Source organism: Paenibacillus sp. JNUCC32, from assembly GCF_014863545.1.
GTDB lineage: Bacteria > Bacillota > Bacilli > Paenibacillales > Paenibacillaceae > Paenibacillus_AQ > Paenibacillus_AQ lautus_A.
In genome coordinates this window covers 1900828-1923107 of record NZ_CP062260.1, presented here as the reverse complement: position 1 = coordinate 1923107, position 22280 = coordinate 1900828, and the positions used below count along the sequence as shown (strand labels likewise).

The window sequence follows — 22280 nt, the reverse complement described above, 5'->3', positions numbered from 1 at the left end:
TCTGCGGCGTTGTTGTCAAATCGTAAGGGCCTTCGCTAAGTTGGCGTCTATTGTTGCATATAGTGCTTGTTCAAAAATCATGTTAAGTGGGTTTTAAAAAGAAACTCTAATAAAGCTTGTTCATTTTACGGCTTAATAAGAAATACAAACCCGTGATCGCACCCACAATAACAGCGGTTGCGAAGCCAACGGCGCTGCCGTATCCAAGCTGCTGCTCCACAGGCGAACCCGTGGAAACCGGAAACAACAGTTTATACAGATAGAGATACATGACCTCGGTTTTGCCGATCGGTCCGCCTTCCGTGATCAGCATAATGCTCTCATAGCCTTTCAGGGATGCGATAATCGCAAGCATAATGACCAACTGGGCAACCGGAGCCAGCATCGGAAGCGTAATGCTCCAGAACCTTCTTCCTGCATTCGCGCCGTCCATGGCCGCACTTTCGTACAAATCCTGCGGAATGCTCTGCAAGCCAGCCAGAAACAGCAGCATATAGTTACCGACCGCGCCCCATACCGCCACAAGAATGACCGTAAGCATCGCATGCTTTGGGCCGAGCCAGTCGATGGGCTGCGAGACAAGATGCAGCTTCATCAATACGGTGTTTACCATCCCGTTATAGGAATTGAAGATCGTATAGAACACCACGGAGATAACCGCGGTGCTGATGATCGTCGGCATAAAATAGATCCCGCGCAGCAGATTTCCGCCCCGCAGCTTGCCGTTCAGGATGACCGCGAGCAGCAGGGACAACGGCAGCGTTAGCAGCAGCTTGCCCCCGGCATAGATAAAGGTATTGCCAACCGATTCCCAGAACAACGCATCGCGCATCAGCCGACGGAAATTGTCCAGCCCAACGAACAGCGCATCGCCATACCCGGCATAGTCATAAAACATATAACGCAGCATCCATAACAAGGGATAGATACCCAGAGCCACCGTCAAAATGATGCTGGGGGACAGAAACAGAGCATTCTCCCCCAGCCGTCTCCATTTCATACTCACGATTCGTTCCTCCTTCGGGGAAAGAAAAGGGGCATCCGCCAAAAAAGTGTGCGGCAGCCCCATCCTTGCCTGTTATTCTCCCTGCGGTTTCGTTGGATCAAAGGCTGGGTTCGGCGTTACAGTGACCTCACCTTTCTCCACCGCCTTGGACAATGCGGCGTTGTATCTTGTGTTTAAATCCTCCGTAACCGCTTTTAGGTCTTCATCGGTAAGGATATATTTGAAGAAAGCGTCCGCATAGGTGGAACCCTCCGGAGTAACGTTTGGCGAAGCAGGCCAGAGCGAGTCGTGTTCCCCGACCAGGAAGCCTTCCATGCCATTGATCTCCGGATCTTTAGCCTGTTCTACAATGCTTGGCACAATGGCAATACCGAAGCCTTTTTCATGATAGGTCTTCAGAACCTCATCGCCGTACATATACTGCATGAATTTCCAAGCCGCTTCCTTATTGGCCGATTGGGCGCTGATGCCGAGCCACGTTCCGGCGGACACGATTTCGGAAGTTCCCTTGATCTCACCGTCCAGCGTTGGAGCCAACGCGCCCCCCCAGTTGATTTCGGTCGGGAATTGATCCATGTACACTCCCGGCTCCGTCGAGAAGGAAAGATACATCCCGATTTTGCCTGCGGCGAACTGGGCGCGCAGCGGGTCGATATCCAGCGCTTCCGCTCCAGGCAGAATGCTTCCGTCTTTATGCATTTGCTTGAAATATTCAATGACCTGCGAGTAAGGCTCGAAATCGAATTGGCCTGTTTTCAGATCAAAGCCAAGTCCCTGATAACCGCTCAAGGAAAGAATCTCCCGGACGGAACGGTCAAATGCTTGCTTCGGATTTTTGAAGTTCAGCGCAAAACCATAGATGCCCTCGGCTTTGCCGACTTCGGTAATTTTCTTGGCATCCTCCACCATTTCCTGCAGCGACTTCGGAGGATTCTCGATGCCCGCTTTGGCAAAAAGATCCTTGTTGTAGACTAGGCGCATGGTGAGGCCGGTATTGGCGAGCGAGTACACCTTGCCGTCAAAACGGTTGACATCGTCGATCAGCAGGCTGCCGAACTTCGCTTTCAAGTCATCGGTAAAATACTCGTCAATCGGCGCGAGATACCCTTTTTTGACGAATCCGGATGTATTGGCGCTCTTGAGACGCAGTACATCCGGCGCTTGGTTGCTGGAAAATGCAATGTCGACGCTTTGCGCGTAATTCTCGGACATGACCGTCAATTCCACCTGGATGTTATCGCCGTTAGTTTCGTTGAACTTGTTGATTAATTCCTTGATATACTCCTGGTCATGACGGTCGTCAGTCCAGTATTTAAGCTGTACGGGTTGGCCCGTCTCGGTTGATGGTGCTGCCGTTCCGCCGTCAGGCTTGCCATTCGTCGTACCGCCATTGCCATTGTTGTTGTCGCTCCCGCCGCAGCCTGCGATCCCGGCGGCCAGAATGAGGCTCAAGCCGAGGCTTAACCATTTTTTTCGCATACATTCTACCCCTTTGATTAACGTTTGTATTGTGAGCTCGTTTTTTATTATAGAATCCCGTTCTCGGAAAAGGAGTGAGGCAAATTCACTCTCAAGGGATAGAATTCTATGGTCTCCTGCAGCACTCGCCTCACGCCTCCGGCCGGTCCATGTGATAGCCCGCCCTGAATTCCGACGGTGTCTGGCCGGTGATCTTCTTGAACATCTCGCTGAAATATCTGCGCTCCTCATACCCTACCGCCGCAGCCACCTCCTGCACCTGCGCTCCCTCTACCAACAGCTGTCTCGCTTTGTGAATGCGTTCCGAGGTGATAAACTGCGTGACCGTCATCCCGGTCACTTGCTTGAATAAGCTGGAAAAATAGCTGGCGCTTAGATGCACATGCGCTGCACATTCGCCAACGGTAATATCCTCGGACAAGCGGCCCTTGATATAGCCTATGGCATGATAAATAACCTTCTGCCCTTCGGATACGCTGTTTCGGCGAACCAGCTCGGCTCCCTCCGTGCACAAGGCATGCAGTTGACGCTGCAAAGAGGCCAGCGGCAGCCCCGCCGTCCCTTGTACCGTTCTGAATTTCTGAATCATCGGCTGTATCTCCGAATATGAAACCATTTCGTAAAGCGTGCGGATCGCTGAAGCGGCCAGCTCATCGTACAGGCTGAGGAGATAATCCGGACTTTGCCGGGAGATCCGTTTCTGCAGCGCTTCCGAAATCGTGGACAGAATCGCGTCCGTCCGGACAGCATTCCCGGAACGAAGGGCCAGCAGGAGCTCGTCCTTGTACTCCAGTGCCAGCGGCTCCTGGCTTCCGCTCTGATGGATATCGTCATACATAATGGCGGCATTGCCTTCAGTGAATAAGTGATGGGAGAGCGCCCGATGAGCCTGGCGATAAGAATCCGGGAGCCCGCTGATCTCCTCCGCTCTGCCGCCGACCCCGACCGAGATCGTAAACTTGGTGTATCGTTCAATATTCCGGCAGCACTGCTCGGCAATTTCGATCGGACTGGACGGTCCTGAATCGTTCAGTACGGCCAGGTACTGATCATGACGGGCACGGAAAAGAACGCTGTGCGCATAATGGGCAAGCGTCTCCTGCATAATATTCAACAGCGAGAACCGGATCAGCTCCATCTCCTTCACGGCCAGCTCGGCAACTTGCTCCCGGAAACGATCAATTTCAATCAGCATCACGACGAAGCCGTGCGGCTCCAATTCAATATTCAGAAAATCCCACCGTTCCGATGCCTCTTCCCATGATGTGCGGTGACTTACGAGCAGCCCAAAGTATTCCTGCCGCAGCGCCGGCATGCTCTCGCGAAGCTTATTCTCCATTTCCCACAAACTTATCCGTTTGGACCTCTCTTCCATAACCTCTGCTTTGGCTCGCAGCACAGCCGACATCATCTCTTCTTCTGTGAAGGGCTTCACCACAAAATCAAATGCCCCGAGCTGCACCGCCTGCTGCGCATATTCAAAGTCGGCATAGCCGCTGATCAGAATGACCTTGCAGCCGGGATTCTCTTCCAGAACCAAACGCAGCATGCTCAACCCGTCCATGATCGGCATCCGGATATCGGTAATAACCAGATCCGGACACAACCCGCTGATCAGCTTCAGCCCCTCTTCTCCATTGCTCGATACACCTGCGACCCGAATCCCTTGCTCTTCCCAGTTCATGGCGGTCAACCCGTCCACCACGCTCTTAATATCGTCGATAATGCAAAGACTGATCGCTTCAGGATTGCTCATCCAAATGCTCCCCTTTCTTGGGTAAAGAAATCCGTATTTCGGTTCCGCGTTCCGGCGCACTGTCTACGTGAAATTCCGCACCGTCCCCATAATAGAGCCGGAGCCGCCGGATCAAATTAGACACCGCATATCCCTTTTTCGATTCTAGCCAAAAGAGTGCGCGCACTTGGGCCTCATCCATGCCCCTGCCGTTATCGCGTACGGCAATCGTCCAGCGTTTCTCATCCCCGCTAATTTCGATTTCGATTAGGCCGCCGTTCTTCAGGTCGCGAAAACCGTGCAAAATGCTGTTTTCGACCAGCGGCTGCAAAATGATGCGTGGAATCGAAATCGATGACACCTCCGGTTCGCGTACATGGATCTCATAAGAGAATAAGTCTTCATAGCAGCTTAACTGCAGTTCCAAATACTGGCGCACATGCTCCAGCTCTTTCGACATTGTCGTAATTTCCTGACCATTGTTCAGCCCGAGTTGGAACAGGCGGGAGAGCGACATGACCATTTGCTGCGACGGTTCGATCTGCTTCAGTTTCAATTTCCAGTAGATGGTATTGAGCGTGTTGTACAGAAAATGCGGGTCCATCTGCGCCGACAGCGCCTTGATCTCTGCAGTTCGCTTATGCGTCTGCGCTTCCGTAACCTCATCAATCAACACCACAATCTGTTCCAGCATCCGGTTAAACCGAAATCCCACTTGAGCCAGTTCATCTCCGCTGCCGCTCTCAAAACGGGCGGTCAGATCGTTGTTCTCGACCCGCTTCATCACCTTCAGAAGCCCTTGCAGCGGCTTTAGCAAATAGCGTGAAAATGCGCCCGAAATCAACGTGGTGACGGTAAAAGCTGCCAGCGTAACCCCGGCGATCAGCCATTTGACGTATACCATGCCATGGAGCACGTCGGCCCGGGAACGAATGGTGGTCATCGTCCAATCCGCTATGCCGAGACGGGCATAATTAAGCAGATAGGTTTGGCCGTCCAGATCAAAAGGCTGACTTCCCTCCGAGCGGTTCATCATGCCGCTCAAATCTCCCGTCTCCACCGCTTGCCTGACCAGCGGTTCCTTCACGGGGTAAACCGTATCTCCATCAGCGTTCAGCAAGAAGCTGGACGCTCCTTCCGCGGTGTTTCCCTGCACCAGCTTGCGGAAGCCGTCCTCACGGATATTCACGACAATATAGACACCGCTGACCGGCGTGTCAAAGATCGGCTCCAGAATAAGCGAAATGACACGTTCCTTGCCGGAGAATAGCATGTCCTCATGCCCCTCCACCCACAGATTCTTTTTCTCCTGTTCGATGCGCGAATACAGCACGGTGTCCTCGAATGCGGTGAGCCGATTGCGGTTCATGGACGAAGGATAAAATTCGCCGATCGGCGTAAATACGTAGATCGATTGGATAAGCGGCTCGGCAATCCGCGCCTGCGAGAAAACGTTATCAAGATCGTTCAGATGCGTGTAATATCTGCTGGCATCCTCGGAGGCGGCATCCTTCAGCATGTCGTAGAAAGGCTGGCTGATCATAAACGTCATCATAATCAGCATCAGTTTATTCAGCTTCTCATCCACGATCTGTGCTGACCTGACCACCGTGTCCTGCGTGAGCTTCAGCGCATTCTTTTCCAGCGTGGCAGCCGAGATATAATAAGACAATCCTCCGGTCATCAGGACAGAAAGCACGATGACAGCCAGAAAAGCGACCTTGAGTTTGTTGCGGAACGATTGCCTGCGGAGATACTCCAAGCTTTTCACGCCTTCCGTTAAATTCTATTCTTTGATTATGTCACTGCATCCCCTGTACGACAATGCAAAAAAACGAAGCTGTCCCGAGCAGCCATTCACGGCTTTAGGGGCAGCTCCTTCGTATGATCCCATTAACGATGTTCGACCTGTGGATCGGCTCTTATTGACATGGTACGGGATGCCGTACTAGTTAGATCGGACCAGATGCCAGTACCACGGCATCATCAAAAGCGACGCCTGCCGAAGTGGTCCGAAATCCTATTTTTCCTGCAGTCAATTCCGTCTCGGGATTGGTCCATTCCACTTTTAATTCTCCATCCACATAACCTTTTATTGTGTTCCCATCAATGGAAGCCTTCATCGTATACCACTGGTTCGCCTGAGCTGTAAACGGGGTACTGGATACAAGAGTCATGACGTTGTCCACGGATTTGTACAACTCCAGCTTTTGGGCTGCGGAATGGATTCGGAACATATAGAAATTACCCGCATCCTGTACCCTAAAGAGAATGCCTGCGTTGGCATTGGTAATGGGCATTTTCGCTTTGGCTTCATACGTATAATCCGTCCACGAATCGCCGGCAGCAATGACTGCAGCAGCAGCTTGATTCTGAATCAAGGCTTTTGTGCCGTCAGTTGTTACATCCCAGGAACCTGAAACAGACGTCCATCCTCCGGCATTTCCATCTTCGAAATCGTCGCTGAATCGGATGACCGTAGGATCCGGATTCACGGGAGGTTCATTCACGTCCATGACATGGATCGTAAAGGTCTTCTCAACATACAGTCCGCCTGAGTCTGTACTCCTGACCCGGATGCTGTAGCTATCCTTGGTTTCGTAATCAGGCGTTACGGCTAGAAACAACTTATTGTCCGAAATGGTGAAGCTGTCGTTGTCCACATCCCCTGCCCCTGCTATCAGCATATAAGCAAATGTTTCTTCCGCATCAGGGTCGCTGGTGGAAAAGCTTCCGACCATGCCTCCCGCCGTCGTGTTTTCAATAACACTGTTGTGTGAAAGAGCAATCTCCTCAGGCGCTTTATTGAGGAGACTAACCACGGCATCGTCAAAATGGACGCCCGCCGATGTGGTCCGGAATCCGATCCCCCCAGCCGTCAATTCGGTTACAGGATTGGTCCATTCCATCTTTAATTCTCCATCCACGTAACAGGAAATCGTGTTCCCTTGCATAACCGCCTTAACCTTATACCACTGTTTCTCAATGGCCGTGAACGGCGTACTGTTTACTAGCGTCAGCTGTCCATTTACGGATTTGAACAACTCCAGCTGTTGATTCGATGAATGAATGCGATACATATAATAATTGTTTGCATCCTGCACCCTGAAGACCATGCCCGCGTTGGCATTGGTGATGGGCATTCTTAATCTGGCTTCATAAACGTAATCCGTCCATGAACCCCCGCTATTAGCGGTAATCAGGGAGGTGGTTGTCTGATTCCCGCTGGACAGCACGTGATTCGTGCCGACTGTCGGGACGGTCCAGCCGCCGGACATCGACGTCCACCCCGCCGTATTTCCGTCTTCGAAATTGTCGCTGAATAGCGGCGGCTTGGAATTGGCAAAAACGATACCATATACATTGTTATTAACGGTAACATTCAAGTCGTCCAGGTTTGTTGCAAGCTTGCCTCCAACATAAACATCCGTGAACGTGACGCCGTTAACCCTTCCGCCTTTCGTGGCATTCCCGGAAATTCTGGATTTCTGGGTGCCGGTCTCGCGAACATGGATGTTCTTGACTACAACATTGCTTACATCGCCGGAAGTGCTGGTGGACACTCCAAGCCAATAGTTCCCGAATTGATTGATGCCGACGCGTTCGATGTCGATATTTTCAAACGTAATATTTTGGGCGTAACCTTCCTCCGGGAGGGTATTCAGTTGGTATCCATGATCAATAAGCAATGCTCGGGCGCTTTGATACACATACGAATTTCGGATGGTTACGCCGATTTGCGGCTGGGCTACACCCATGCCAATCTTGAAAGCCGCGCATCTTGTCCATGCAAAAGCGTCATCAAAGACCACATTCTCCAAATGTTCAAGCTCGCCCGGCCAGTCTTTGGACATCCCCGTCTGCAGCCAGGTTTTAGTGGAATACGTGTCATCATCCGAGATGGCAATCGAATGTTGAACAAGCACGTTCTGACTCTCATTGATATCGATAACGTCATTCTCGATTTTGTATAAATCCTGGAATCCCTTAAGATTGTTTATGGTCACATTGTCGGAACGTACCACCATAAACGACCAAAAACCGCCATCCCGCAATATTAGACCGTCAAAAGTAAAATTGGATGTTGCGATCGGAACGAGCAGGTTATTGAGGAACCCTTCATTCTTATTCGGCGCCGGCATCTTTCGCTCTCGCATCGCAATGCCTTTTCCATCAATGGTTCCCCGTCCCCGTATCGTAATATTGGTGGAATCTACGGCAGTACGAATAAAATACGTTCCATCCGCGTTTCGTGAATCCTTGCGAAAATCAATCACGTAGTCTTCCCCCTTGCCCGTGCCGACAATGACGGCGCCGCCGGCCAGGTAAAAGGTTACGTTGCTTTTTAATGTCAGGTTCCCGCTCTTATAAACACCGGCCGGAATGAATACAACGCCGCCGCCGGCTTGATGGGCGTCATCGATCGCCTGCTGAATCGCACCCGATGCCAGCGTTGTACCCGTGTTATCCGCGTGGTATGGCGACTGCGTCACATTATAAATCCCGGCACCTGTGGACGGGGGAATATCCGTCTCCAAGGGATCTGCTGCGATAACAATCTTCTTCCTCTGGTCATTGATTTTCACGATGACATAGGTAGAGGATGAAAGATAGAACGTTAGCTTGTTCCCGTTGACCGTGCCTTCGATATTTTTAGCCTGAGGACTGATGGAGTATGATGTAATCGGCACATTGTTGGTAACTTCGATACGGACCGTGCCGGAAAAGGAAAATTGAGCATAATCATAATCAGCCAGATAACTGATTACAGGAATCGCTTCGTTATTCGCTTTCAACGAAAACACGCTGGATGCGGTATAGATGGATGGCATCGGGTAATTTTGTATCGTGGCCGGAGCAGCGGCGGTCTGTGCCAAAGATGCCGGATCAGCGGCATCCGTCATATCCATTGAAGAAATTGAATAGCTATCGATTTCTACAGCGTCCGCAGTTCGGGGTGAGAATCCTGTGATCATTACGGCAAGCACGACCAACAAACTAACTGCTTTTCTTGTAATGGTAAGCATAAATACCTCCTCAAGATTATTCATCTGCCACACGATAATAAGGCACCGCAGCTTCTGTTCTCCCGGTTGTATTCTTGCTTGGTTTTTTGTGAAGGCGCTAACATTTTATCGGAAGCAAGCAGCCCGCTTTCTGACGTTCACTCCCCCCTCCATCCAAACTTTTCACTGTCACGATGGATTATAATCCCTGCCCATAAAAAAAGGAGTGGGGCAAGCCCACTCTCTAGGGATACATTTTAACTGTTCTCCATCGCCACCAATTCACCGGCAGCATAGCGTTGCGGGAATGAGGATCTGCGCAGACGCTATCTCCGTTGATTGCTACCAAGGCTGCTTTTCCGATAAATCGTCGTAAGAAAGGACTCCCAAAGTCATGTGCTCAAAAGTTCCCTCCTCCAAAATTTCATGGCCCATGCGATGCAGAAGCGATATTGCGGCGCGAAAAGGTCCTGAGCCGGTGCTGATACGCTGAATTCCTAGCGCTTCAAGTTCATTTGCAGAAGGCATTCCCGGCCCGGCCAATACATTTATCGGACAGCTTATTTCATGGCGCAGTGTTTGGATGTCGGAGATTTCCTGGATTCCGGGGACAAAAATACAATCTGCCCCGGCTTCCAGGTAGGCATGGGCCCGCTTGATCGTCTCTCCAAGCCTCCCTGCAGGCGGCATAGACTTGATCCAGTAAGCATCGATACGTGCATTGATAAAGAGAGGATACCCCATGGCATTCCCCAGCCCTCGGATCACGGCTAATTTGTTTTGCTGGAGCAAAATATCATGCAGCGGCGCTTGTCGATCCATGCTGCTGTCTTCTATGTTAATCCCCGTCGCGCCTGCCTTGATCACCTGCTTAACCGATTCTGCGACTTCATCAGGCGTCTGTCCATACCCGTCTTCCATATCCACGGTAACCGGAATATCCACCGTTTGCACAATCCTGCGGACCGTATTCAGCATCCTGTCGAAGGGCATATTCCGATCCGCGTACCCATGGGAGACCGCTATGCCGGCACTTGTCGTGCCAATGGCCTTGAAGCCGCACTTCTCGAAAGTCTTCGCGCTTGCAGCATCCCATGCATTGGGCAAAATAAAGAAATTAGAGTGAAGCTTTTTAAAGGCGGTAAGCTTTTCAAGCTGTTTTGTCATGTCCATACCATACCTCTCCCCATCTATTATCGACTGGCGTACTTTTGTATATAGTATAAACCGAGTTCTATTCGATACTCATCGAAATATGGAATGCACTTTGAGTTCCAGAAGGATATGAAAAGTCTGACTAGAATATTAATCAGAACCTATAAGAAATTGGAGTGAATACGTTGGGAGAAGGTGGACCATGAATGACAAAATAAATGAATTTATGATTTGGGCTGAAGACAACGGTTGGACGATAACCACAAATCAGGATCATCAGTTACATTTAGCTGGCAGCTTGTTATCAAGATATAAGGAAATCCCTAATGATTATTTGGAATTTTTAAGTGTTGTAAAACGATGCATCACACCTGATGAGAAGACCTGGTTTCTTTGCGAGGATGAATACAATAATCGCTCCGATACTGATTTTAAATGGAATGAATTTGAAATGCTCAGTTTGGAAGAAAATATTAATACTCTAGCAGACGGCCATGATCGTTCCATTGACCGTACATTTTGTTTTCTCTTGTGTTGGATATGAATTTGTCTAATCTGCTCTTGAATAATTCCGGCTGATTCTTATAGCTTTGTATTGTATCAATCCGAACTCTTTTATAAAGATCCGGAAATGCCACGAAATTCTCAAATACTAGTTTTTCCTCCTTTAGCCTTTGTTCTATGACCCCCTCTATTCTGAAAGAACCGGGATCCATGTCAGGAAGAACTCTTCTGCCTTCGTCACTCATGAAGCCCAACTTTTCGAGGCGGCGGACACGTTCTTTATTCAATTCGGTCCATGAGCTTTTTTTGCTTCTAGGAGACAGTCTCTGGGCCAGCTCGGTTTCGGACATTTTCTTTTTAATGCCGTCAATCCATCCAAAGCATAAAGCTTCCTCAACGACGTCCAAATATAACAACATATCAGGGGTTGGCGTCATACTAACCAATACCCAGCAAGACTTCTCGGTCTTGCCATGGTTCTGCAGCCAAATCCTTAAATCCTCTCTCGATTCTGCTGGAATGACATGCTCAATTTTCATAGCTAATACCCATCCTCCTCCTTTCTAATGAGAGTATCAAAACATGGCCTTTCATTGGAAGGCCATGTTTTAAAATGCGTTACTGTTTGTTTGAAATGACTTTATCCAGGAAGCGATCTGCGTCACGATTAAATTTCCAGGCAACTCCGAATTTATCAACCAGCAATCCAAAGCACGAAGACCAAGGAGTATTGGATAACGGCATCACAACATGGCCGCCAACAGACAATTGGTTAAAGTATTCTTCCAATGCTTGTTGATCCTCCATGACTAGACTAATAAGTATGCTGTTTCCTTTCACCAACTCACCCGTTACCTGCTTCATGGAAGGCAAAATATCCGACATCATGATTTTTCCGCCTGCAAATTCAACCGAGGACTCCATGATCATATTGAGTTCATTGTCTGGCAATGGATAGTTTGGATCCTGCGGAAAATCCTTAAATTTCACTTTTTTTACCTCGTTCGCCTGTAAAGCCTCCGAATAAAATTCAATCGCTTCTTCGGCGATTCCATCAAAGTTCAAATATGCAATAGCTGACATAAAGTTGTACCTCCTTCTTTTGATAAATGAAGTATAATTTATTAGTGGTGACAGACGTATGTCACCATTTAAAATTTTATACCGAACGAGGGACGGCTATGGAGAAGGTTGAGAGATTAATATCTATAATCATGATTTTGCTGAAAAAAGATATTGTTTCAACAAAAGAATTCGCACAATTATTTAACGTTTCCAAAAGAACGATTCTTCGCGATATGGAAACACTGAGTTTATCCAACATTCCCATCTATTCTGTTCATGGAATTCATGGCGGATACGGTATTATGGACGAATACAAGGTGGATAAGCGACTTTTAAACAGCTCCGACCTAGAAAATATATTGACTGCGCTCGGCGGATTGGAACAAATTCTAATTAGCGAGGAAGTTGAAATCACGATTAAAAAAATGGAGGCCATGGTTCACCCCATGTCACTGAAAGGTTCAGTCCGTTTATCATTTTATGATTGGGAGGGTCGGTCCGAAATTCTTCAAACCTTGAAGACATGCCAAGAATCGATCATAGGGAAAAAGTTGATTTCATTTGATTATATAGATAAAAATGGCATGATAACGAATCGAATCGTCGAGCCGTATCAGCTTCATTTTAGCGAAACGAGTTGGTATTTGAAGGGATTCTGTTTACATCGCCAGAGCTATAGAACATTTAAATTATCCAGGATCGATAATCTCAATATGAATGAAGAAGCCTTTAACCCGAGAGATTATGCATTAGAACAAGACGCTGCCAGTTATCAGCCGCAACTAGTCGCCATTAAAGCGTTGATTGCGCCCGGCATAAAAGATCAGTTTATTGAAAGGTACGGTCGAAAGAGTATTGAAAGCCACAGTTCTGAATATTACCTGGCTACCATCCAAATTCCTCAGAACCCTATTGGATTTCAATTTTTAGCAAGTTTCGGTACAAATCTAGAAATCGTAGAACCGAAATCATACGTGGAGGAGTTTCGCAATTATTTGCTTAAAATGGTCGATAAATATTCTTGAAAAGGTTCTTTCAAATGAACATGTCGGCAATTTCTAACGGATAGATGCATCTTGCTGCCAACATAAAAACACCTTCAAGACCGTCTCCATCTCTTACGACATGGCTTCGTTCTCCTGAAGGTGCTCTTTTTTTACCGATTCGTCACTTCTCCATCCCGGTACCGGCGCCCTTCAAGCCCAGCCGGGAGTTGAAGAGTTGCTCGATCCGGGTGCAGGTATCCGCCGGGGTTTCCATGCCGGCCCACAGCAGATTCAGTTCATCCAGCAGCGTCAATATCTCAGATTGGTTCATGTTGAGGATATGCAGCGGGTAAGCATGCGGCAGCACCTCGAGATAACGGTTATAGTGCTGCGGATGAATGTCCGGATTCAGCAGGCTGTCATCCTCGGCAACAGACCGTAACACCGGAATGGTGCACCCGTACTGTTTCAGCAGTTTCTGTGCTTCCTCGCCCGTCATAAAATCCACGAGTTTTTCGGCGATGTTCCGATGACTGCTCGCAGCGTTGATCGACAGACCCCCGCCTAGCAGTATAGTGGCGGGCTTGGTCCCTTTCGGCAAGGTCATCACATCCCAGTCGATGGAATGGTCGCGGAATTCATTCATGAAATAATAAGTGGACATGATCATCGCAACCCGTTCCTTCATAAACAAGCTTTCGGCTAAATGGCTGCTGCCATGGGAAAAGATCGGCGACACATGTTCCTTGTACATCAGCGATACGCAAAACTCCAGCGCTTCGATGTTCCGTTCGTCCGCCATCGTGCTCCGGCTGCGGTCTGCAGCCATGATGCTGCCGTCATTTTGAAGCAGGAAGACCGGCCAGCGGTTGGGGGACGAAGAGAAGCAGAACCCGTAATGATCGGTCATACCGTCTTCGTTCGGGGCCGATGTGCTGGCTTTGGCCGCCTCCAGCAACTGCTGCCAGTCGCCAAGACTGACGGGGTGAGACAGGCCGTGCTGACGGAAGATCGATCGGTTATAACAGATGACTACCGGCGAGAACACAAACGGCGCCGCGAGCATGCCGCCTTCATGATTGAACAGCTCGAAGACCCGCGGATAGCTGACCCCTTCCTCCATCAGACGGGGAGGAACATACCCTGTCAGCAGATTCGTGCGCCCGCTTTCGGTCCATTCCCGGAAATGCTGATCCGACATAATAAACAGATCAGGCCCTTGACCGTCCTCAATGGACCGGATGATGGTTTCGGTGTAGAAATCCTCGGAATACAGCACCATCTCCACCTGAACGAACGGATGCTTCCGCTCGAACGCCTCGATCATTTTTTCGATAATCGGAATCTCATAGGAAGAAGAGAACCAGGCGAGTCTCAGCACGACAGGCGTTCTGTCCTCATCCGGCACCTTCACCCGGTTGCCCTTGCCCGCGATTTTCTCGATCAATCCTTCGTTCACCAGCTCATCCAGCGCCTTCCGGATTGATACCCGGCTCATTTCGTATTTTTGGCTAAGCGTGTTTTCCGGCAAAATAAATTCACCCGGCTGAAGAACACCGGCAACGATTTCATTCCTCAATTCCTGGACAAAGCGTTCATAACGCTCATGAAATTCATTTCTTCTACGCAACAATATATACCGCTCCTATACATGTCTATAAAAATCAGTATATCATGAGGGACATCAGGATTCCATGCACTCCGGATAAAGAACGCGTATATATTTTACTCGGCAAGCTGTTTTTCAAGAAAAGCATAGGCACGCTGCCGGATATCCGGCGGAAAATCGTGCCCTTCATGACCGGTCCAGCACTCGAAAGCAGATGAAGCGCCCAGAAAATCATACAAACCATCCAGCTCCCCCAGTCCCGTGACAATCTCTCTCCAGTTCGGAAAAATCGGGTCTCGCGTTCCGGACCACATCAACATCGGCACCGGAGCTGCAAGCGCCGCGATTTCATGCCACTCAAACGGAAGGGAGCCGCTCCTCAGGGTGTCCGTAATGGATGGGATATGGGAAAACCATTCCCGAAGGCCCCAGCGGTTCGGCTCCGGATCGCCGCGGAACATCGTAAATCCGCAGCTCGAGACGACGGCCTTGATGCGTTTATCCATTCCCGCCAGAAACCAGCCGTTATAGCCGCCAAGCGAGTGGCCGATGACGCCGATCCGGCGTGGATTTACCTGTGGCAGCGAGGACAGCACGTCGACCCCCGCCATATGATCGGAGATCATTTTGCCGACTGCGGTCCAGGCCTGGTGCCGTTGATAGAATGGAGCCGTTTGAAACGGCGCTTCCCCTTCATAGATTCGGTCACCGAACGTGATGGAATCCGGAGCCAGCACGGCAAAGCCGCGCTGTACCAGCTCTAGACCATACTGCCGGTTCGCCCGTCCGGAAGCCAGACATACATCGTCTTTTCCATTCTCGGTTGTCGGGTGAAGGGCAAGTACAGCGGGGAATCCTCCTGCAGCAGGCTTTCCTGAAGGGAGCAACAGATAAGCCGGGATCGAATCCCCGTCCGGTGATTCGTACATAATCGCCTGTCTAGTGTGATCTTCTTCCTCATGCACGGAAAGCACCCGAAAGCCCCCGCTGTCTGCGACGGCTCTCGGCTTATAATCAACCGGCTCCGGGGGCTCCCCCAGCAGCTGCAGCCAGCGTGCTTTCAGCCTGGACTCCTTCTCCATCCAGGCCTCAAGAGTATGGATTCCCTCTAACAGCGGCACAATTTCCCCATTAAAGCGAGTCATATAAGTAATCACCCTCCTCTTCCATCCGATACCGCCACAGCTCAGCACCGGAACCGAAATACACGTCTCCGTTCAGGCAGGCGATTCCGCTGGTCGCTTCGACCGGAAGCACTTCCAGCAGCTCCGGCTGCATACTTACTGTATTTACGGTGAACAACGCCCCGCTCAGCAGACCCAGAAGGAATGGATGCCCCTTGCGCTCGATCATGAGCAGTCCCTGCCGGACAATACCGCCCCAGGAGGATAGATCGCAGCAATGAATGATCTTTTGCAGTCCTGCATCGTAAACAAAGAACACCGATTCCGAGGTCATGCCATAGAGAAGACCGTTAGCGCCGGAAATCAGCTGAGCGATTTCCCTGGCTCCCGGAACCGGTACCCAGCGCCGAATCACTTGACGGGCAGGCCAATTCAACTCATACATCACCGCTTCCTCGGCTATGCTGATCCCGCCGCCGGGCGTCTCGATGCTGGTGCCGCCGAATACCCTGCCATCCGGCAGCACGGCAAGCGAAATCGTACTCTGCCCGCTGACCATTTCCCGGTTCTCCAGCATCTCCACTTGCCCGGTCAGCACATCCACGATGCCGAGCCCGCCGCCGGCCGCACCATAACCGGGAAAGCCGCCGTACAACACATGGCGGCCGTCCGGATGCGCGACTGCGCATCTCGGCCTGTGGACAGCGGCATTTTCATAGATCAGCCGGGGATTCCGATGAGGTCCTTGTTCCGTGCACCATTCTTTCGTCGTATCCAGCAAATGGACCAGGCCGCCGGCATAAGCCGCACCCACGATGATGCTGCCTTGAGCCGCATAAGCGGCAATATTGCCGCCGCCTCCCCGCTCCACGATATCGCCGCCCCAATCGGTCAGACGCTCGGCTGCGGTATCGTACGTGAACAGATGAAGCGGGTGATTGGAAGTGCCGTATAGAATGCCGTCCGGACCTCCGAACAGCGGGGAGAGTGACGTTCCGCCTCCCTTGTAGGCAAGCGGAAGCCGGCTCAGGCTTCCGTCCGCTTCCGTGATTTCGATCTGCCTGTCGGACAGCTGCCATTTCAGCAGCACTCGACCGGCGTCAAGGTCCCGGTGCAGCTTGTTGTATCCTGCCCCCTTATACAGGGACGGGTTAACCTCCTCTGCCGCCACCTGCTCTGCCCCCTGCTCGCCCAGCAGGTACCATATGCCGGCTCCGTTCTCCCCGGATGGCAGCCAGCCGTAAACGGCGCCGTCCCAGCCTTGGTGAACGGCACCGCTGCCCGTCGTATCCGGCGGCCCCTCCAGTACGATCTCCAACACTCCGGTTTCCTTATGAAAGCAGGCGATGGCCGGCGACGTCGTGCCCAGTCCGGCATAGACCTTCCCCCCGCTTCCGCAGGCGAGCGTCATGGCATACTTCCTCTCGGCATCCAGCCTGCATAAGGTACGCGAGGAGTTTGACGAAGCATCGAACTCAATCAGATAGCTTCCCGGATAAGTTGTTGCGTAGACCCGACCATTTTCATTCAAGGCAAATGCAAAACCGGCTCCCTCTTCCCCTTCAGGTACCCGGTGCTGCCCCACAAAAGCCGGGGTGAACGGATCGATAACGTAAAAATAACGGCCTGCTCCCGTATAGAACCATCCCCGGGAATCACTGATCGACGCAAACGGATACTGGCCCTCGCCTTCTGGAAAATAAAGCTGGGTGCTGCTTCCTGTTCCCGGATCCGCGATCAGCACATATCCCCGGGCTGCGATTACGATGCGCTCGGTCCCGTCGGCTCTCCGGCACACCGCCGCGGATCTGCTCTCGTCGACATCAACGGGTACGCCGATCCGCTCAAAAGCCCCCATCGTCCCCGTTGCCTTGCTGACGTTCACTTCTTCCGTATTATTCATGGCTTTTCGCATAATAGGCGCCCACCTTGGCAACCGCCTGAATGATATGCTCAATATCCTCGGGCGAGTAGAATTCGTTCATCGGAATCTGCACCGCCGTGTCTAATATCGCCTCCGCGACAGGACAACGGCCTTGCTCATAAGAGACGCTGCTGCCGTCAAACGGAAAATGGCTCCCCGGATAAGCCTGCCGGTTCTGGAACAGCGGCTGCAAATAGCATACCTGCGGGATATAGCCGGCACGGTTGGGGATCCCCTCAGCCTCCAGCGCCCTGCAAAACTCTTCGCGGCTGCACGTCAGCTTGCCCAGATCAAGGCGCAGCATGTAGAACCAGTATGTACAGTCATGCTCCGGGTCGACCTGCGGCGGAATGACGCCCTGGATTCCCTGCAATCCTTCATTGAGTCGGTCGCCGTATTGCTGACGCCGCCCGCAAATCCAGGGCAGCTTCTTGAGCTGGGCGATACCGACGGCTCCCTGCAGCTCGGTCATCCGGTAATTCGGCGCAATATAGCTGGTTCCCCGGTCAACCGTGGTGCCGAGTCGGCGGTAGTTTTTGTCCGCGAAGGCGTGAGCGGTTTCGTAATCCTCGCGCACTCCCGAATTGATCAGCACCATGCCCCCGTCCCCGGTGGATATATGCTTAAAATCGTTCGTGCTGAAACAGCCATAATCGCCAATGGTGCCGGCCAGCCTCCCCTTATACCGGGTCAGATAAGCCTGTGCGCAATCCTCAATGACCTTGATGCCATGCTTTTCCGCGATTTCCATGATCGGGTCCATATCGCACGGATATCCCGCCAGATGGACGACAAGGATCGCTTTCGTTCTCGGCGTTATACAGGCCTCGACCGAGGCCGGATTCAGATTATAAGTGTACGGCTCCAGATCGGCAAACACGGGGACCGCATTCTGGTACAGAATGCCGATCAGCGTTCCCTGGTCCGTAATCGGGCTTGTAATGACCTCGTCCCCTACGGAGACCCCTGCCGCACCCAGCGCCACATGAATCGCCGCGGTGCCGGAGGATGTCGCTACACTGTATTCCCGGCCGTACATCGCATTGAAATCGGTCAAAAACTGTTTAACCTTGGTGCCGAAATGATAAAACAACGTGTTCTGCTCCAGCGCTTCGAGCAGATGCGCGGCCTCCTCTTCCCCGAATCTTTTGCCTGTGCCAAAAGGACCGGTCTTGACCGGCTCTCCCCCATGAATCGCTAACGCTTCCACTGTCTGATTCCTCCTCATTGCCGTTATTCGGCTGCTGCTTTCATCATGCTCGCAACTTCAGCACATGGCCGCCCAAAGCGAATGTCCGTCTGCGAAGCTGACGGGTCCGCCTCCGCAGCCAACGGCTGGCGCACGACCGCTCCCTGCGGAAGATTCTCGGTGATGAGGGTGCCGTCTGCGCCTACCCGGAGCACCGCAGCTCGTCTGGCCTGCTCCCAGCGGGTGATCTCCTCGCTCGTCCAGAACGCATAACCGAGCCGCTTCGCGGTTTCGACCGCTAGCGAAAACGCATGCCGGACGTTCCCTAGATGATGGATGTGCTGCTGGTGAAACAGAAAATGGGCGACGCCGCGGACTTCCGCCACCTTTTCGAGAAACGGGGCAATCACCGACGCATCCGAAAGCGTGGGATGCTCCAGGTCCTGGGTCAGAAAGCCGATCTGCAGCACCCGGTATAGCCGGTTGCGGTCATCCGAACGAGCGATCGGGTAATACGGATGGCTGGTACCGAACGGAAAGCCGACATTTCCTTTTTTGCTCGGCCCTCTAGTTTGATCCGCTTCGATGCCGTTCTGCTCGCACCATTCATAGAGCTCTCCCCAGCCCTCAAAGCGGGTATAGTGGTTCTTGTTCGAAATGATCGGCGCGCCGCTGGTGCTCCGGATTACGTTCAGTTGACGGGCAAATTCCTCGGCGCTCCATATCCCCTTCTCCTGCTCCAAAGCATTGTAGTGAAATGCCAGCTCATGCCCGGCAGCCTGAATTTCTTTGTAGAGCGACGGGGAATAACCCGGTTCGATCATGCACCAGGTCGAGCGGACGCCGTTATCCTGAAGCACGCTCAGGGTCGTTTGGGCCGCCTCCTCTATGTTGAAGTCGCTGTCGTGCGAGATCATGGCCACCTGATTGACGCCTTCCGGCCAATAGTCCAGAAACGGAAGCGTCATTCCCAGCGCATCTGCTTCCTCCATCAGCTGACGGACAATCACCTCGCGCCACCAGTCTGCATGCGGCGTATCAAAGTATGGCATCCCGGTCTCCGTCACCGAGCGGTCCTCATCCCAGTCCATCTCACACCGGTCATCGGCCTTCAAAATGCCTTCGTCCACCCCTCCCGTACCGTCCGGTGCGGGGATGCCGTCCTGGACGACAGGCCCGCCGCCCTGCTGAAGCATAACGATATTCGCGGGGATGTCCACATTCCAGCGGATCAGCCGGCCTGCACCTAGCGGAAACTCCAGAACGGCTGCGGCTGCCTCGGCACCAGCTTTACGGAGCCGGCGCAGAACGCCATCCGCTTGAACCGGGATGTCGGATTTCTCTGACACCATCCACGGATCGCTGCTTACCGCCCTTAAAACCGGTATGCCTTGCGCATAGCTTAGCCCTGACAGGTCCCCATACACCGCATCCCGGATGGCAAACCGGGTACAGCCCAGCCGGCCGGCCATGCGGTTCAATCCGCCGTAACTGATGAGCGTCGCTCCTCGGCGGACCCACTGCTCCAGACAATTCAGGTCCTCTTCCTTCTCTCCCGGGTGCAGTACGACGATGATATCGGGTTCATATGACTCAAGGGTTTCGGCGTCATCAAACCTTGCATAAGGAATGCCAGCATGACCAAGCACCTCCTCCACATATAGCTGAAACAGGTCCTGGCCGTGCCCCCAGAAGTATTCCGCCGACTGCCTGTTAAACCACAGACCGATTTTTGCTGTCTTTTTCATGATACAGGTCTCCCTCCTCCACAGCTCGCATTCCCATAGGCGCTAGTTACTCCAAAGCAGAACAGGGGCAAAAGATTTGCCCCGCTGTCCTACGGATCATGTTTAAAGCGTTATTTCCAAAGTCTCACTTAAACAGTGCCTTCGGATCCTTCTCTTTGATATTCGCGTTGTATTCCTGGATGATCTGGGCACCGCCTTTGTCCAGATACTCCTGTACCAGTTTATCCCAATCCGAAACCGGACGGGTCCCCGCAATCATTTTTACCTGCTCATCCATGACATACTTTCTCAGCTCGGCGCCCTTCGAGTTGTCGGTCGGCGACTCCAGTCCATTGATCGGGTTTGCATAAAGCTTGATTTCCTTATACATGGATTCGATCTCCTCAACCAGATCGGCCAGCTGCTTGGTCTGATACGTAATGGAGTAATCATTATCGAAATCCTGCGGCGCCCACGAAGTGTTATCAACAAAATAAGTGGAAGGCGCAAGTCCGTCGGATGCGAAATTCTCCTTGTTGACCTGCACGCCGTCCTGCATGTCATAACCCACACCGACTTTGCCCGACCACCAATCAAAATCGGCGTTTGTATCATTCCGCTGATCCTGAGGATAGAACTGGCGGCCGAAATCAATCATTTCGAAAATCTTCTTCAGCTTTTCCGGCTCATCGGCAAGTTTGGCGCTCAGCACGGTAATTCCGTTGTAGCCCGCCCCGGACGTAAGCCCTTTGTTGCCGTAATTGTCCTCGAAAGGACCAAGACTGATAAACTGGGCATCCGGATGTATACTGAGCAGGCCGTTCATGTAATCCTGCGACATGCCGCGCGGCGTTCCAATAAAGATGCCTGCTTTGCCGGAATAGAACTCCTTGTTGGTGTCTCCCCAGTTCAGGATGGCGTAGTCCTTCGTCATCGCTCCCTGCTTATAAAGCTCAGACAGCATCGTAATGAACTCCCGGCGGCCTTCACCGATAATGCCCGGGATGTAGTTGCCCTGCGCATCTTGGTGGTACCAGGCATCCGGGTCCCAATACGGTCCCTGGTTGAAGTTCGGGTTAATGTCCTGACCAATGGCGATTCCGTAGGTGTCCTTCTTGCTGTTGCCGTCCGGATCTCCGTTCGTGAATGCCAGCGCTACCTCTTTCAGCTCCTCGTAATTTGTCGGCGGTTTCAGGCCAAGCTTATCGAGCCAGTCCTTGCGGAGCACCGTGACGACCTGATATTTCGGAGAATACTGCGGGATGGCATAAATCTTGCCGTTCACCCGCATGGCATCCCAGATAAAATCAGGCACCACTTTAAGCGACGGATACTCCTGGATATAAGGCTCGATGTCCAGGAAAGCCCCTTGCTTCGCAAATTTATTGTAACGGTTCTTGATGTCAGCCGACATAAGTCCGATCATATCGGGTATTTTACCTGAGGCGAACACGGCGTTGATCTTCTCATCAAAGGCGGTATTCGGCACAAAAACCGGCTTGTAGTCGACTTTAAATTTCTCGTTGATCATATCAAGTCCCGGACTTGAAGTCGGTGGCGGATCACCATAGCGAAAATCAATCGTAGAGATTTCATACGTCTGCTCTGTCGGTGCCGGTTTTTCCTCCCCCCGAGTGGTCGTTCCAGGTTTCTCCTCCGCCTTCGGCTGGCCGCCGCATGCTGCCACGCTGATGGAGAGCAAGGCCGCCATCACTGCGGTAAGTCTGCGTTTCTTTAACATGAGCTTTCCCCCATTCTTATCAATGTTGGA

At 51.8% G+C, this 22280-nt stretch carries 16 protein-coding genes; 2 read left to right on the top strand and 14 right to left on the bottom strand.

Annotation, left to right across the window (positions count from 1 at the left end):
• Positions 1-106: 106 nt before the first annotated feature.
• The 6 genes from JNUCC32_RS08805 to JNUCC32_RS08780 form a co-directional block, all read right to left on the bottom strand.
• The gene (locus JNUCC32_RS08805) at positions 107-1006 is read right to left on the bottom strand and encodes a carbohydrate ABC transporter permease (RefSeq protein ID WP_192571703.1); all 900 of its coding nucleotides are present in this window, start codon (positions 1004-1006) and stop codon (positions 107-109) included.
• 72 nt (positions 1007-1078) lie between these two features.
• Positions 1079-2485 carry an ABC transporter substrate-binding protein gene (locus JNUCC32_RS08800; protein ID WP_192571702.1) on the bottom strand — a complete coding sequence of 469 codons (1407 nt, stop codon included), beginning with the start codon at positions 2483-2485 and terminating at the stop codon, positions 1079-1081.
• A gap of 130 nt (positions 2486-2615) precedes the next feature.
• The gene (locus tag JNUCC32_RS08795; protein WP_192571701.1) at positions 2616-4241 is read right to left on the bottom strand and encodes a helix-turn-helix domain-containing protein; all 1626 of its coding nucleotides are present in this window, start codon (positions 4239-4241) and stop codon (positions 2616-2618) included.
• Positions 4228-5991 carry a cache domain-containing sensor histidine kinase gene (locus JNUCC32_RS08790; RefSeq protein WP_228468905.1) on the bottom strand — a complete coding sequence of 588 codons (1764 nt, stop codon included), beginning with the start codon at positions 5989-5991 and terminating at the stop codon, positions 4228-4230. Before JNUCC32_RS08790 ends, JNUCC32_RS08795 begins: the two co-directional genes overlap by 14 nt.
• 181 nt (positions 5992-6172) lie before the next feature.
• Positions 6173-9247, bottom strand: a complete 3075-nt coding sequence (locus JNUCC32_RS08785; protein ID WP_192571700.1) for a 3-keto-alpha-glucoside-1,2-lyase-like domain-containing protein — start codon at positions 9245-9247, stop codon at positions 6173-6175.
• Between the two features lie 321 nt (positions 9248-9568).
• A complete protein-coding gene (locus JNUCC32_RS08780; protein WP_192571699.1) occupies positions 9569-10399 on the bottom strand; it encodes an isocitrate lyase/PEP mutase family protein in 831 nt (276 codons plus the stop codon).
• Positions 10400-10583: 184 nt separating this feature from the next.
• Here JNUCC32_RS08780 and JNUCC32_RS08775 point away from each other — a divergent pair, with 184 nt between their 5' ends.
• Positions 10584-10925 (top strand): hypothetical protein, encoded by a 342-nt coding sequence (locus JNUCC32_RS08775; protein ID WP_228468904.1) that lies wholly within the window; start codon positions 10584-10586, stop codon positions 10923-10925.
• Here JNUCC32_RS08775 and JNUCC32_RS08770 read toward each other — a convergent pair.
• Both JNUCC32_RS08770 and JNUCC32_RS08765 read right to left on the bottom strand, forming a co-directional pair.
• Positions 10855-11424, bottom strand: a complete 570-nt coding sequence (locus JNUCC32_RS08770; protein ID WP_192571698.1) for a YdeI/OmpD-associated family protein — start codon at positions 11422-11424, stop codon at positions 10855-10857. The two genes, JNUCC32_RS08775 and JNUCC32_RS08770, sit on opposite strands and share 71 nt — an antisense overlap.
• A 79-nt stretch (positions 11425-11503) precedes the next feature.
• Entirely contained in the window at positions 11504-11968 is a 465-nt protein-coding gene (locus tag JNUCC32_RS08765) for a VOC family protein (protein ID WP_096773956.1), read from the bottom strand.
• A gap of 98 nt (positions 11969-12066) precedes the next feature.
• On the opposite strand from JNUCC32_RS08765, the gene JNUCC32_RS08760 reads away from it, so the two are divergent.
• Positions 12067-12975, top strand: coding sequence for a helix-turn-helix transcriptional regulator (locus JNUCC32_RS08760; protein ID WP_192571697.1), 909 nt, complete (start codon positions 12067-12069; stop codon positions 12973-12975).
• Between the two features lie 142 nt (positions 12976-13117).
• On the opposite strand, the gene JNUCC32_RS08755 is transcribed toward JNUCC32_RS08760, so the two are convergent.
• From JNUCC32_RS08755 to JNUCC32_RS08730, 6 genes are all read right to left on the bottom strand, one after another.
• Positions 13118-14569: an extracellular solute-binding protein gene (locus tag JNUCC32_RS08755; protein ID WP_192571696.1), complete on the bottom strand. Its 1452-nt coding sequence runs from the start codon at positions 14567-14569 to the stop codon at positions 13118-13120.
• 92 nt (positions 14570-14661) lie between these two features.
• The gene (locus tag JNUCC32_RS08750; protein ID WP_192571695.1) at positions 14662-15690 is read right to left on the bottom strand and encodes an alpha/beta hydrolase family protein; all 1029 of its coding nucleotides are present in this window, start codon (positions 15688-15690) and stop codon (positions 14662-14664) included.
• A complete protein-coding gene (locus tag JNUCC32_RS08745) occupies positions 15677-17584 on the bottom strand; it encodes an NHL repeat-containing protein (RefSeq protein WP_192571694.1) in 1908 nt (635 codons plus the stop codon). The genes JNUCC32_RS08750 and JNUCC32_RS08745 overlap by 14 nt, the downstream gene beginning before the upstream one ends.
• Positions 17565-18803 carry a DegT/DnrJ/EryC1/StrS family aminotransferase gene (locus JNUCC32_RS08740; protein WP_192571693.1) on the bottom strand — a complete coding sequence of 413 codons (1239 nt, stop codon included), beginning with the start codon at positions 18801-18803 and terminating at the stop codon, positions 17565-17567. The genes JNUCC32_RS08745 and JNUCC32_RS08740 overlap by 20 nt, the downstream gene beginning before the upstream one ends.
• 23 nt (positions 18804-18826) lie before the next feature.
• Complete coding sequence (locus JNUCC32_RS08735; RefSeq protein WP_192571692.1) at positions 18827-20530, bottom strand: polysaccharide deacetylase family protein; 1704 nt, start codon at positions 20528-20530, stop codon at positions 18827-18829.
• A gap of 124 nt (positions 20531-20654) precedes the next feature.
• Positions 20655-22250, bottom strand: a complete 1596-nt coding sequence (locus JNUCC32_RS08730; RefSeq protein ID WP_192571691.1) for an extracellular solute-binding protein — start codon at positions 22248-22250, stop codon at positions 20655-20657.
• Positions 22251-22280 lie beyond the last annotated feature (30 nt).